This window comes from Mesorhizobium sp. LNHC252B00 (genome assembly GCF_000502955.1).
Lineage (GTDB): Bacteria > Pseudomonadota > Alphaproteobacteria > Rhizobiales > Rhizobiaceae > Mesorhizobium.
Genome location: NZ_AYWO01000024.1, coordinates 73,889 through 86,269, shown reverse-complemented (window position 1 = coordinate 86,269; position 12,381 = coordinate 73,889). Strand labels below are relative to the sequence as shown.

12 protein-coding genes are annotated in these 12,381 nt (G+C 61.9%); 8 read left to right on the top strand and 4 right to left on the bottom strand.

The features are described from left to right. Positions 1–787 (top strand): LysM peptidoglycan-binding domain-containing protein (locus tag X744_RS146035; RefSeq protein ID WP_031260852.1); only part of this gene is annotated, 787 nt, incomplete at its 5' end. A 29-nt stretch (positions 788–816) separates the two neighbouring features. On the opposite strand, the gene X744_RS146040 is transcribed toward X744_RS146035, so the two are convergent. Beyond that, positions 817–1,608 (bottom strand): NAD(P)H-dependent oxidoreductase, encoded by a 792-nt coding sequence (locus X744_RS146040; protein ID WP_023761635.1) that lies wholly within the window; start codon positions 1,606–1,608, stop codon positions 817–819. A 94-nt stretch (positions 1,609–1,702) separates the two neighbouring features. Here X744_RS146040 and X744_RS146045 point away from each other — a divergent pair, with 94 nt between their 5' ends. The 4 genes from X744_RS146045 to X744_RS146055 all read left to right on the top strand — a co-directional run bounded on the left by X744_RS146045 (position 1,703) and on the right by X744_RS146055 (position 5,581). Beyond that, positions 1,703–2,635 carry a LysR family transcriptional regulator gene (locus X744_RS146045; protein ID WP_023761634.1) on the top strand — a complete coding sequence of 311 codons (933 nt, stop codon included), beginning with the start codon at positions 1,703–1,705 and terminating at the stop codon, positions 2,633–2,635. A gap of 67 nt (positions 2,636–2,702) precedes the next feature. After that, positions 2,703–3,044, top strand: a complete 342-nt coding sequence (locus X744_RS146050; RefSeq protein WP_023761633.1) for a metalloregulator ArsR/SmtB family transcription factor — start codon at positions 2,703–2,705, stop codon at positions 3,042–3,044. A gap of 77 nt (positions 3,045–3,121) precedes the next feature. Further along, positions 3,122–5,104, top strand: a complete 1,983-nt coding sequence (locus X744_RS06700) for an ABC transporter ATP-binding protein/permease (protein ID WP_023761632.1) — start codon at positions 3,122–3,124, stop codon at positions 5,102–5,104. A 129-nt stretch (positions 5,105–5,233) separates the two neighbouring features. Continuing rightward, positions 5,234–5,581, top strand: a complete 348-nt coding sequence (locus X744_RS146055; protein WP_031260848.1) for a hypothetical protein — start codon at positions 5,234–5,236, stop codon at positions 5,579–5,581. 9 nt (positions 5,582–5,590) lie between these two features. Here the strand turns inward: X744_RS146055 and X744_RS146060 are convergent, their stop codons facing one another. Continuing rightward, positions 5,591–6,454 (bottom strand): SMP-30/gluconolactonase/LRE family protein, encoded by an 864-nt coding sequence (locus X744_RS146060; RefSeq protein ID WP_031260846.1) that lies wholly within the window; start codon positions 6,452–6,454, stop codon positions 5,591–5,593. A gap of 274 nt (positions 6,455–6,728) precedes the next feature. Here X744_RS146060 and X744_RS146065 point away from each other — a divergent pair, with 274 nt between their 5' ends. After that, on the top strand, positions 6,729–8,033 hold the full coding sequence (locus X744_RS146065) for a DUF4375 domain-containing protein (RefSeq protein ID WP_023761629.1): 1,305 nt from the start codon (positions 6,729–6,731) through the stop codon (positions 8,031–8,033). Positions 8,034–8,062: 29 nt separating this feature from the next. Here the strand turns inward: X744_RS146065 and X744_RS146070 are convergent, their stop codons facing one another. Further along, on the bottom strand, positions 8,063–8,326 hold the full coding sequence (locus X744_RS146070; RefSeq protein ID WP_156938604.1) for a hypothetical protein: 264 nt from the start codon (positions 8,324–8,326) through the stop codon (positions 8,063–8,065). Between the two features lie 131 nt (positions 8,327–8,457). Here X744_RS146070 and X744_RS146075 point away from each other — a divergent pair, with 131 nt between their 5' ends. Next, complete coding sequence (locus tag X744_RS146075; protein WP_023761627.1) at positions 8,458–9,156, top strand: phosphatidylserine decarboxylase; 699 nt, start codon at positions 8,458–8,460, stop codon at positions 9,154–9,156. Between the two features lie 2 nt (positions 9,157–9,158). Next, positions 9,159–9,977, top strand: a complete 819-nt coding sequence (locus X744_RS146080; RefSeq protein ID WP_023761626.1) for a phosphatidylcholine/phosphatidylserine synthase — start codon at positions 9,159–9,161, stop codon at positions 9,975–9,977. 148 nt (positions 9,978–10,125) lie between these two features. Here the strand turns inward: X744_RS146080 and X744_RS146085 are convergent, their stop codons facing one another. Then, entirely contained in the window at positions 10,126–12,348 is a 2,223-nt protein-coding gene (locus X744_RS146085) for an AMP-binding protein (RefSeq protein ID WP_031260843.1), read from the bottom strand. Positions 12,349–12,381 lie beyond the last annotated feature (33 nt).

Genomic DNA, 12,381 nt, shown 5'->3' with positions numbered 1-12,381 from the left:
GCCCGCAACTGCTTCGGCACCAGCCGCGCCGGCTCCGGCGCCGGCCGTGGCTGAAGCGTCACCTGCTCCGGCAGCCCCATCGGCGCCGGCTGCGCCAGACGTGTCCGAACCCAAGATCGTCGTCGAGGCGGTGGAGATCGACGGCAACAAGATATTTGTTGCCGGCCTCTCAGATCCGGGCCGCAAGGTGCGCGCCTATGCCAATGATATCCTGCTCGGTGACGCTCAGACGTCGCCGAACGGCCATTTCCTCGTCGAGGCGACGCGCGACATTCCGGTCGGCAGCTACACCATCCATGTCGACGGTCTCGATGCCGACGGCGTGAAAGTGGTGGCACGCGCCGCCGTGCCGTTCGAGCGCGAGCCGGGTGAATCGATCGCCGCCGTGGCGCCCGCGGAGCTCAAGCCTGCCGAACCTGCTGCCGCCGAAGCGCCTGCCGCTCCGGCCGCTGAAGCGGCTGCTCCCGCAGCACCGGCCAGTGAGGCTCCGGCCGTTGTGGTGGCAGCCACGCCGCCAACCGATGTGCCCGAGACCGTAGCGCCCAAGCTCGAACATGCGGACGGCGCCGTCATCATCCACCGCCACGACACGCTTTGGCGGATTTCACGGCGTGTCTACGGCCATGGCATGCGCTACTCGACCATCTACCTCGCCAACCAGGATCAGATCAGCGATCCTGATCGCATCTGGCCGGGACAGGTGTTCAAGGTCCCGGAAAAGTCCAAGGAAGGCGAAGCCGCCGACCTCAAGGCGATGGGCAAGCAGGTGACGACAAAGACCAACTAGAGACAAGGCTTTCCGGAGGTCGAAGTCAGCTAGCTCGTTGAGCCGCTTAGGTGAAGTTTGAACCCGGTCATGTTCTGATCGCCCAGGTCGGAGCGTAGCTTCATGCTCGGAATCAAATAGTCGCCGCCATTCTGCCGGCGATAGGGGATGGGTTGCGTGGTCGCGAACGTTCTCATCCTCTCGCGCAGGCGCTCGGCAGCGGGCTCGAAGTCGGCTTCGCCGAAGCGGTCGACGCTATAGGCGACGAACGGCGGAAGGACGTCGTAGCCCGGGTAGTAGAGAATCCCGTGGTTGATCGGGAACAGCAAGTCGTCGATCTCTCCGTTGACGCCGCGAGGCGCATAGTGCTCTTCCCAGCCGCCGGCGGTCACGATCAACATTGCGCGCTTGCCCATCAAGGTTCCCTCGCCGTAGCGGTCGCCCCATCGCTTGTCGCTATGCTCACCCACACCGTAAGCGAAGCCGTAGGCGAAGACCCTGTCGACCCAGCCCTTGAGGATCGCCGGCATGGCAAACCACCAGAGCGGAAACTGGAGAATCAGCGCATCCGCCCACCGCAGCTTTGCGATCTCGGCCTTGACGTCCTCGGTCAGCGCGTCGGTTTCAAAAGACTTTTTTGATGCTGCGGCAGGCATCAACCGCGCGTCGGACGCCAAAATCGGAAAGTCGGCCCGATCAACCGCTGATTTCCAACGCTGGGCGTAGAGGTCCGTCACCCGCACTTCGTGGCCTTGTGCCTCGAGTTCTCTGATGGCGACGTCGCGGAGCGCGCCGTTGAGCGAGCGCGATTCGGGATGAGCGAAGACAAGTAGAATTTTCATGCAGGGACTCCGAGGACTGAAAAACTGGTCCCTTAGCTAGGCAATATCGACATGATCCGCTACGTATTCATAATGCATAAGATTGTGCCGAATAATGGATAAATCGGATATCACGTTCGAACGCATGCGCACCTTCGTTCGCGTTGCGGAACGGGGTAATCTGTCGCTGGTTGCCAGCGAACTCGGCATAGGGCAATCGACGGTTACGCGGCATTTGCAGGAGCTTGAAGAGGCGGTGGGTGTGCCTTTGCTCAGCAGGACCACCCGGCGGGTCACGCTGACCGATGAGGGTAGCCGGTACTATACAAACAGTATCCAGATCCTGCGCCTTGTCGAGCAGGCCGGCGACGAAGCGCGGGGCGCACGTGGCGCGCCGGCTGGCACCATCCGGATATCCTGTACGGCCGCTTTCGGGGTCTTGCACACCACCCGGCTCATCTTCGCCTTTCAGGACCGATATCCCGACATCGGAATTGACCTCAGCCTCACCGATGAGCGTGTGGATTTGGTCCGGGAAGGCGTCGATATTGCGCTTCGCTTGGGACCACTTACTGACAGCTCGTTGAAGCTGCGGGCCCTCGGCCTGTCACGGCGCCTGCTCGTGGCATCGCCGGATTATCTGGCGGCGCGAGGGAGACCGGCTGTCCCGTCGGACCTGTCTGGACATGAGGGCATCCGGATGTCGAACGTGGCGGGCAGTGAAACTCTTGCTTTGCAGGGCGCTGGAGGCGAGCGCTATATGGTGCCCTTCGCGGGGCGACTGCGTGTCGACCATGGGCTTGCCGCGCGTGAGGCCTTGGTCGCGGGTCGAGGGATCGCACCGGCTCATCGATGGCTTGTCGGAGATCTTTTGGAGGCTGGCCTGCTCGAGACCTTACTGGATGATTATTCGCTGCCGTCCATCCCGCTGAACATGCTGATCGTCCCGGAGCGCGCGGGCGTTGCAAGGGTTCGCCTGCTGGTCGACTTTCTGGCTGAACGGATAGCCGATATCCCGGGGATCGAGAAGTCCATCTCACAGCGTTAGCCGCTATCTGGTCTGACCAGAAGAGTAGCTTGCGATAGCGCCAACCATCGTTTATCGCCGATGGACGATGAGCGACAGCCCCTTCGAAACCCATACACTCCGCTCCGCGTCGGAGGCCCCGGACAGCCGCGCCGTCGCCGCCCGGCTTGCCGCGCTTTCGCACCCGGCGCGTATCGAAATCCTGAAATACCTGTCGGCCAGCAGCTCCTGTTGCTGCCGAGAGGTCGTCGATCGTTTCGATCTGGCGCAGTCCACCGTGTCACAGCATTTGAAGATATTGGTCGAAGCCGGGCTGGTCCGGTTCGAGCCTGATCGCCAACGCTCGCGCTATGCGATCGACCACGCAGCGCTCGCCGATGTCTCGATGTCGCTGACCGCGCTCGTCAATTCCTGCTGCTCCGGCCGCTAGATCCATGATCCCGAAAACTGCAGCCCTGTTTTCGGAAGAGATCATGGTCAAAAAGACATAAGAAGAAGGCACAAAGAATGGCCAAAAAAACCGTCTCCGACTCTTCGACCTTCAAGACGCTGCTCAACCTGTGGCCCTATATGTGGCCGGCGGATCGTGCGGATCTGAGAGCCCGGGTCACGTGGGCGACGCTTCTGTTGGTTGTGGCCAAGCTGACACTGGTCGCCGGTCCCTATTTTTTCAAATGGGCGACCGACGCGCTGGCCGGTGACGCCAAATCGGTGCCGCCGCTGCCGAGCTTTCTGCTGGCGCCCGTCATGCTGGTCGTCGCCTACAATGTCGTGCGCCTGGTGCAGCTTGGCTTCAATCAGTTGCGCGACGCATTGTTTGCCCGCGTTGGCCAGTACGCGGTGCGCCAGCTTGCCTTCCGCACCTTCGTCCACATGCACCAACTGTCGCTGCGCTTTCATCTCGAGCGCCGGACCGGCGGCCTGTCGCGCATCATCGAACGTGGCACCAAGGGCATCGAGACGATCGTGCGCTTCATCATGCTTAATACAGCGCCGACGATTCTCGAGTTCGCCCTGACCACCGGCATCTTCGCCTACACCTATGGCTGGAAATATGTGGCGGTCGTCGCGGTCACCGTCTGGGTCTATGTCTGGTTCACGGTGCGCGCCAGCGACTGGCGCATCTCGATCCGCCGCGACATGAACGACAGCGACACCGACGCCGATACCAAGGCGATCGACTCCCNCTATGTCTGGTTCACGGTGCGCGCCAGCGACTGGCGCATCTCGATCCGCCGCGACATGAACGACAGCGACACCGATGCCAACACCAAGGCGATCGACTCGCTGCTAAACTACGAAACGGTCAAGTATTTCAACAACGAAGGCATGGAGGCCGAGCGCTTCGACCGCTCCATGGCACGCTACGAGATATCGGCGACGCGCATCTGGACCTCGCTTGGCTGGCTGAATTTTGGCCAGGGCATCATCTTTGGCCTCGGCACAGTCATCGTCATGTGCATGTCGGCGCTGGAGGTGCAGGCCGGCACGCAGACGGTCGGCGATTTCGTCTTCATCAACGCCATGCTGATGCAGTTGTCGGTTCCGCTCAATTTCATCGGCTTCATCTACCGCGAAATCCGCCAAGGGCTGACCGATATCGAGCAGATGTTCGACCTTTTGGATGTGCCGCAGGAGATCGTCGACAAGCCGGATGCGAAGCCACTATCTGTCAGCGCCGGCAAGGTCGAGTTCCGCGACGTTCAATTCTCCTACGACCCGAACCGCAAGATCCTGAAGGGCGTCAGCTTCGAGGTGCCGGCCGGCAAGACCGTCGCCATTGTCGGGCCATCGGGCGCCGGCAAGTCGACCATCTCGCGGCTTCTATTCCGCTTCTACGATGTGCAGGACGGCCAGGTGCTGATCGACGGCCAGGATATCAGGGACGTGACGCAGGAGAGCCTGCGCGGAGCAATCGGCATGGTGCCGCAGGATACTGTGCTGTTCAACGACACCATCGCCTACAACATCCGCTACGGCCGCGTCGGTGCCAGCGAGGAGGATATGCGCAAGGCTGCCGAACTCGCCCAGATCGGCCCCTTCATCGAGCGGCTGCCAGATGGCTACAAATCGATGGTCGGTGAGCGTGGGCTGAAACTCTCGGGCGGCGAGAAGCAGCGCGTGGCGATCGCCCGCACCATCCTGAAAGCCCCGCCGATCCTGATGCTCGACGAAGCGACTTCGGCCCTCGACAGCCACACCGAGCAGGAAATCCAGGCGGCGCTCGACCTGGTCAGCCGCGGTCGCACCACCATCGTCATCGCCCACCGGCTGTCGACGGTGATTACGGCCGACGAGATCATCGTGCTGCAGGACGGCCAGATCGCCGAGCGCGGAACGCATGCCGAACTGATGCACAAGCATGGCCTCTACGCCTCGATGTGGGATCGCCAGCGCGAGGCAACGGAGGCCGAGGAGCGGCTGCGCATCGCCCGCGAGGGCGACGAACTTGGGGTCATCGTTCGCCGCCGGCTATCCGAGGTGAATTGATGCCGCCTACCAGGTGAGCCGCCTACCAGATGAGAAGGAAGAAATTTCCGCTTGACCTCAACTTAAGTTGAGATTGTAGGTCGTTCTTGGAGCCCGGAAGCAACATGATCCAAGAACGGAATGATCGAAATGAGTAAGGGAAATCAGAACGTTAACGGCGGCAGCGTGTTCAGGGTGGACAAATTCGTTGTCCCGGCCGCCGCTCGCGAAGAGATACTGGCCAAGGTTAGGACAACGCATGAATTGCTGCGCCTGCAGCAAGGCTTCGTGCAGGATTTCCTACTCGAGCAATTCTCGGGTCCTGGCGAGTTCAACCTCGTCACTATCGTCGAATGGGAGAGCCAGACGGCCGTCGACAATGTCGTGCCGATCGTCAAGGCGGCGCACGAGCGCATCGCCTTCAACCCGCAGGAGACGATCGCCCGGCTCGGTGTTCGGGCCGACATCGCCAACTATCAGCGAGTTCCCGAACTGTAATAAGGCTTCTTACGGCCAGCCGACGCCGGGTGCCGGTGCGTCCACGCTGAGCACCTGGCCGGTGCGCGCGTCGCTGACCATGTGCTCGAAGCCACGCCATTCGGCGGCGAGAATGAACAGCGTTTTCCTGTCGGTGCCGCCCAGCATGCAGGCAAAGCAGCCGCGATCGACAACGACCGTCTGCAACACCTCACCGCCTTCGCTCACGCGCACGCAATGCTTGTTGGGAACATCCGCATACCAGATCGCCCCGTCGGCATCGAGGCAGATGCCGTCGGGATAGCCGTCGAGATCGGCCCAGACGTGCCGGTTGGACAGAGTGCCGTCGGCCGCGATGTCGAAGGCAGTCAGCCTGTTGGCATGCGATTCGGCGACGATCAGCGTCTTGTTGTCCGGGGTGACCGCCATGCCGTTGGCAAAGGCGATATTCTCGGCCACTTGCCGGACCGCACCGTCCGGCGTGACCAGCACGATCGTGCCGGGACCGAAATGCTCGCCCGGCGCCGGCGCCGGGCCACCGCCATTGACATAGATGTTGCCGCGCCCATCGACGACGATTTCGTTCCACGGGCTTTTCGAGAGGCTGCGCAAATCGGCATGGGTGACGAGTCTTCCATCTGCTTCCTGCCGCAGAAGCAAGCCGTCGCGGCCGGAGATGACAAGCAGACGGCCATCCGGCAGCCAGTCGATGGAGTAGGGCAGGACAGCCGGCACGGTAAGCACAATCTCGCGGTTGCCGTCGGCATCGACGGCGATGATCTCGCCGGTGCCCCAGTTGCAGACCCAAAGCCGTCCGTTGTGCCAACGCGGCGACTCGCCGAAGGCGAGGCCGGCGGTCAGGAGATGCGCTTGGGTGGCCGGTTGTTTCTGCATTTGCGAGAGCTCCTTGTTGCGCACGTCATCATGGCCGGGCGGTCCAGAAAGACGCTGTCTCACCAAGGACGGATGACGGCGTGCGTTGCCGACAGGCATCACGCAACAATTCAACTCGGCCACCTCTACGCTGAGCTCCTGAAGCAAAATCTCGAAATCAGTTTTCTGAATGCTCTAAAAACGTCGGCGACTAGACATTTGAAAATGAATTTCAAATGCTTTTATTTGCTCTTCAAGGTATTATTCTGCTGCTGCAGATAAGAAGGCCGCTGGCATGTTCGGAATTTTTTCGCGGAAGAAAAAGCTTCAGCAGTCGACAACGGTTTCGGCCGACCGTTCGGAGCAGCCGATGGCCAGCCCGCATGTGTCTTCAGTTATTGTCCCGTTTTCAGCTGTCGAGCGCGCTGCCAAGGAGAATTACGTTGCTGATCTCGTGACCGCGGTCATGGATTTCGTCAACGCGATGCTCAACCAGGGCCTCTACGAAGATCACGAAATTCCGGCATCGGCGAGGCAGTTTTTTCATACCTATCTCTACGCCCTGGAAGTAAGCAATGGCGGCCACAGCCAATTTATCCGCAACTACCATGGTGGCTTCGACAAAATTACCTCCGATGCGAGGTTGGCTCTGGCTGGAATGCGAGCGACAAATCATTTGGCTGCTTTGGAACAAATGGTCGCTTGGGTCAGGGAACACCCAAAAGAAGCGGAGGAACAGACCGGATTCGAAGGTGGTCGCGCTGATTTCCTTGATGAGCTCGACGATCTTTTTTACAAGGAGGAAGATAGCGTCCCGTTGCTTGCCCGCGCAGTGGGTTGGATTGCCTCATGGCCTGAACTGGAGATTGTCGACGATGCCGAATGCCAGGAGGCCATTCTCGACGTTGTGATGGCTAATCCCAGGCGTGAACCTCGATTGCGCCATCGCTCGGTGTTCCATCTGAAAGCAGTGATGACGAGCCGACTTCAAGTGGGCATCGGTTTAGCCTGTGCAGGCTTGCCGCAACCCGAGGTCAAGCTCGGGGTCGGCGAAGGAAGGATGTTGGACATAGACGGCGAGAAGCAGATGGCTTTTCCTGTCGTAACCAATGCCTGCAGGGCGCTTTTGTGCGTGGTCACGTCGACGCATGCAGCGGCATACCAGTACCTTGCTGCCGATGGCACGGAACTGGAACTCGACTTCGGACCCAACGACAGCGTCACCGACGACATCGATGAGTTATTTGGTGACAGTGTTCCACGTGTCGGCTTGAAGCTGTCGCATGTCGGCGCCGATTCAATAGCGACCGTCATCAAATTGGCTGAAGCCTATCGGGCGCCAGCAGCCCTCGACCTTCTTTTGCGCAGGGCTGGAGTAGACACTGCAGGAGCAGTTGCCTTGCCGTCGATGTTGGTTCCGAGAGAGGGAGGATCGGTCGTCAGTTGGACAGTTGCTGCTGGCGCTAGACCATTGCTCTTGTTGTCCGCTCCCAACGGTAGCATGCTCTTGAGATCGAGCGCGGAAGACCCGCTAGCGGACGCCGGTAGGCTTGAAATCGAAGAACATTTTGCGCGAGCCGAAGCCGATGGCGCCAACTAATCTGGTCCGGTCGTCTCGATGGCGCCGCGCTACTTTTTCTCCGTCAGGAAGAACGTTCCATCAGCATGGTCGGCGCAAATGGCCTTTTCCGCCACGCTGGCGGCCTTGCTGCAGTCAAAGGATAGCTTGGCTTGCGCTATTGCGCTGCCATTCGATGCCGCCAGCGCGAGCAGAACCGCACTTGTGGCGGCCCATCGCTTGGCAATGAGGTGCGCCGTGTTGGGGTTTAAGATCATGGGCGGTCGGTTTGTTCCCGCATTTTGAACCGGCGGTGCCCCGAATTCTGCCGACAATGACGCCGACAGGCGAGCGCACCACCGCTTCTGTAGGACGCGGCCAATACAGCCTTGCCGATTGTTGCGTTGCGGCGAGGGGGGCTTTCGGCTATTGAGGCCGCAATTGAAACGGAGCCCGTTTTTACCCGATGAGCCTTGTCGATACGGTCAAGAACGCGTTCGTACCGATCCATCGCGAAGGCTATCCCTTCATTGCGGCCTTTGGCGCGGCGACGCTTTTCCTCGGCTATTTCTCTTCGATCCTGTTTTGGATCGGCCTTATCCTGACGGCCTGGTGCGTCTATTTCTTCCGCGATCCCGAGCGCGTCACGCCGGTCGACGACCACCTCGTGGTCAGCCCCGCAGACGGCATCATTTCTGCGGTCGGGCCGGCTGTGCCGCCGCGCGAGCTTGGTCTCGGCAACGTCGAAATGACCCGTATCTCCGTGTTCATGAACGTGTTTTCCTGCCATGTGAACCGCGCTCCCGTACGCGGGCGCATCACCACGATCGAGCATCGGCCGGGAAAATTCCTCAATGCCGAACTCGACAAGGCCAGCACCGAGAACGAGCGCAACGGCCTGGTCATCGAGAGCCCCAACGGTACGGTCGCCGCCGTCCAGATCGCCGGCCTGGTGGCGCGGCGCATCGTCTGCTGGGCCGAGGCCGGCGGCTCGATCGCCATCGGCGAGCGCTTCGGCCTGATCCGCTTCGGCTCGCGTGTCGATGTGTTCCTGCCGCTGGCCGCCACGCCGCGTGTTGCCGTTGGCCAGACGGCGGTCGGCGGCGAAACGGTGCTGGCCGAATTCGGCGGTGTCGCCGGCACGCCTCTTGTTCGGATTTCCTGACCGTGGGCACGCAATACAAAAAGTTCGAGGCTCATGCCAGCGGCGGTCCGCGCATCCGGGAAATCCCTATGCGCATGGTGCTGCCCAATCTGGTCACCGTGCTGGCCATCTGCGCCGGCCTGTCCGGCATCCGCTTCGGCTTCGAAGGCCGTTTCGAGCCGGCGGTGGTGATGGTGCTGCTTGCGGCCTTCCTCGACGGCATTGACGGCCGCCTGGCGCGGATGCTGAAGGCGACCTCCAAATTCGGGGCGCAGATGGATTCGCTGGCCGACATCGTCAATTTCGGCGTCGCACCGGCTCTGGTGCTCTATGCCTTCCTGCTCGACCGCGCCGGCTCGCCGGGATGGATCGCCGCACTTCTGTTTGCCATCGCCTGCGGGCTGCGGCTCGCCCGGTTCAACGTGCTTGACGACGAGAAGGCCGATCGCCCCCTATGGCAGTCCGAATATTTCGTCGGCGTGCCGGCGCCGGCGGGCGCCGTGCTGGTGATGCTGCCGCTCTATCTTTATTTCCTCCGCACCGGGCTGGAGCCCAGTCGTCCAGCCGCCTTCGTCGCCACCGGCTTCACCATCCTGGTCGCCTTCCTGCTGGTCAGCCGGCTGCCGGTCTATTCCGGCAAGAACCTGAGAATCCCGGGCGACAAGGTGCTGCCGATCATCCTCGGTGTCGTGCTCTACGTGCTCCTGCTGATGACCTATCCCTGGTACACGCTGACGGCGTCGGTCGCCGGCTACCTGATCTTCCTGCCGTTCAGCGTGCGCGCCTATTCGAAACGTGCCAAGCTGGAGGGTGAGAAGATACCGCCTTCGGATATAGGTTAAGTCATTATCTCCCCCCTTGAGGGTCAGATGGCCGGCAGGCCAGAGGGGGTCGCGCGCGTGAAGCGCCAACCTCTGACTGTCGCAAGACACCCGGTCGAACCGACCCCCTCTGTCGCCTTCGGCGACATCTCCCCCTCAAGGGGGGAGATTACGCCGCGACGCCGAGTCCCAGCCTGTCGATCGCCAGCTTTCTCGTCGACACATAGTCTGTCTTGCCGGAACCCAGCACCGGGATTTCCTCGACCTTGACGATGTCGTTGGGCACCATCAGCTCAGCCGCACCTGCCTGTTTGCCGAATTTGCGCAACTCGTCGGGATTGGCGTCGTCGGCGGTGGTGACCAGCACGATGCGTTCGCCCCGCCGCTTGTCCGGCACGGCCACCGCCGCGTGCCGTTCTTCCGGCCATAGCGACTGTACCAGCATCTCGACCGCGCCGAGCGACACCATTTCGCCGGCGATCTTGGCAAAGCGCTTGGCGCGGCCGCGTATGGTGATGAAGCCTTCGCGGTCGACCGAAACGATGTCGCCAGTGTCGTGCCAGCCGCTCAACGGCTGCAGTTCACCGGGACGCTCCGCGGTCATGTAGCCCATCATCAGGTTTGGTCCGTCGAGCCACAATTGCCCGGCGCCGGAGATGCCTTCGACCGGCTCCAGCTTCATGCGCATGGCCGGCAGCAGCCGGCCGACGGTGCCGTCGCGGCCATGGATTGCGGTGTTGACGGCAACCACGGGGGCGGCCTCGGTCAGTCCGAATCCTTCGATGATCTCCGCCTGGAAGCGTTCGCGATAGATGCGGCGGGTTTCCGGCTTCACTGCCTCGGCGCCGGCGACGACAAAGCGCAGGCTGGAAAAATCCCCATCCTTGGCGGTGCGCGCATAATTGGCGAGGAACGTGTCGGTGCCGAACATGATGGTCGGTTTCGCCTTGCGCGCCACCTCGGGGATGATCTTGTAGTGGAGAGGCGAGGGGTAGAGGAACAACTTCACGCCGGTGACCAGCGGCAGGATGGTGCCGCCCGTCAGCCCGAACGAGTGAAACACCGGCAGCACGTTGAGAAGGATGTCGGCAGGCGAGATGGTGATGCGTGCCTCCGCCTGCATGGCGTTGGCCAGCAGGTTCTTGTGCGAAAGGATCACCGCTTTCGGCGTGCCTTCCGAACCAGAGGTGAACAGGATCACCGCCGGCTTGGCAGCATCCTGCCGTTGCAGCGGCCAGCGCCACAGCAAGGCGGCGGCAAGCTTGTCCAGCGCCGTGACGCCTTCCCGCACATCCTCCAGCCAAAGCAGCCTGGCACCGCCCTTTTCGACAGCCTCGACGATATCGGCAAGGTCGGCCTTCTCGACGAACGCGCGGGAGGAAATCACGGTCCTTATCACCGCCGTGCGCACCGCCGCAGTCACGCTCGCCGGCCCTGCCGTATAGTTGATCATCGCTGCCACCCGGCCGGCGGACAGAAGCCCGGTAAGCGACAGCACGACGCCATTGGCGTTCGGCAGCATCAGCCCAACCGCTTCGCCCGGCGCCGTTACCGCCTCGAAGCGGCGGCCGAGGACCCGGGCGCCGATGAACATCTTGCGGTAGCTCAGCGCGCCGGAGATGACGTCCTCGATGATCGGGTGCGAAGCGCCGACGCGGTCGGCGGCATCGCGCATGGCCAGGAACAGGCCACGATCGAGGTTAGTGCTGAAAAGCCGTGCCTCGGCGACGCGGTCGAACAGCGCATTGGTGTTCGAGGCCTGGTCGGGGTTGCGCGCCACCAGTTCGGCGATGGTCATCGGCTCCAGCACGCTGATCGACAGTTGCGGAAACCAGTGCCGTGGTGCCTTGTCCGCTGGCGTCAATGACACCGGCAGGCTTCGTGCGCCGCCGACGAAGACCGGCACGATGCTGGCGTTCGCCTGCATGGCGATGCGGGTGACGGCACGAAACAGCCGAAACGTCTTGACGTCAGGCTCGACCGCATCCGGCAGATAGACGGCGAGCCGGCCTTTGCCTTTGAGGACACGCACCAGCCGGCGGCTGACGAAGACGTGTTCCGCATTGAAGGCGATGGTACGGCCAAGCCCGCGCCACGGTTCGAGCCAAGGGGACCGCGCCGAGACCTCGTCGAGTATGTGCAGTGTGTCGTCCGGCAGAAGCGACAGCATCAGCGCCGGTTCGAAACGCGACTGATGCGAGATGACGTAGATGACGGGAGCCTGCGCGTTGCGGGCGATCCTGATGCGGGCGTCGGCGATCCGGTAGGCGAGCTTGAACGGCACATAGAGCAGCGCCTGGGTGAAGCGCAGGCCGAGGCGGAATTTTTCCACGATGCCGATCAGCAGCCAGGCGAGGGCAAGACCTGCAAGCAGCGCCAGTGTCAGGATCATGCCGCGTCTCTCCCAACGTTTTATCATCTCGGC

Bases quoted from the DNA above. Each gene is read 5' to 3' on its own strand.
- X744_RS146040 (WP_023761635.1), bottom strand. From the start codon at position 1,608: ATGAAAATTCTACTTGTCTTCGCTCATCCCGAATCGCGCTCGCTCAAC.
- X744_RS146045 (WP_023761634.1), top strand. From the start codon at position 1,703: ATGGATAAATCGGATATCACGTTCGAACGCATGCGCACCTTCGTTCGC.
- X744_RS146050 (WP_023761633.1), top strand. From the start codon at position 2,703: ATGAGCGACAGCCCCTTCGAAACCCATACACTCCGCTCCGCGTCGGAG.
- X744_RS146055 (WP_031260848.1), top strand. From the start codon at position 5,234: ATGAGTAAGGGAAATCAGAACGTTAACGGCGGCAGCGTGTTCAGGGTG.
- X744_RS146060 (WP_031260846.1), bottom strand. From the start codon at position 6,454: ATGCAGAAACAACCGGCCACCCAAGCGCATCTCCTGACCGCCGGCCTC.
- X744_RS146065 (WP_023761629.1), top strand. From the start codon at position 6,729: ATGTTCGGAATTTTTTCGCGGAAGAAAAAGCTTCAGCAGTCGACAACG.
- X744_RS146075 (WP_023761627.1), top strand. From the start codon at position 8,458: ATGAGCCTTGTCGATACGGTCAAGAACGCGTTCGTACCGATCCATCGC.
- X744_RS146085 (WP_031260843.1), bottom strand. From the start codon at position 12,348: ATGATCCTGACACTGGCGCTGCTTGCAGGTCTTGCCCTCGCCTGGCTG.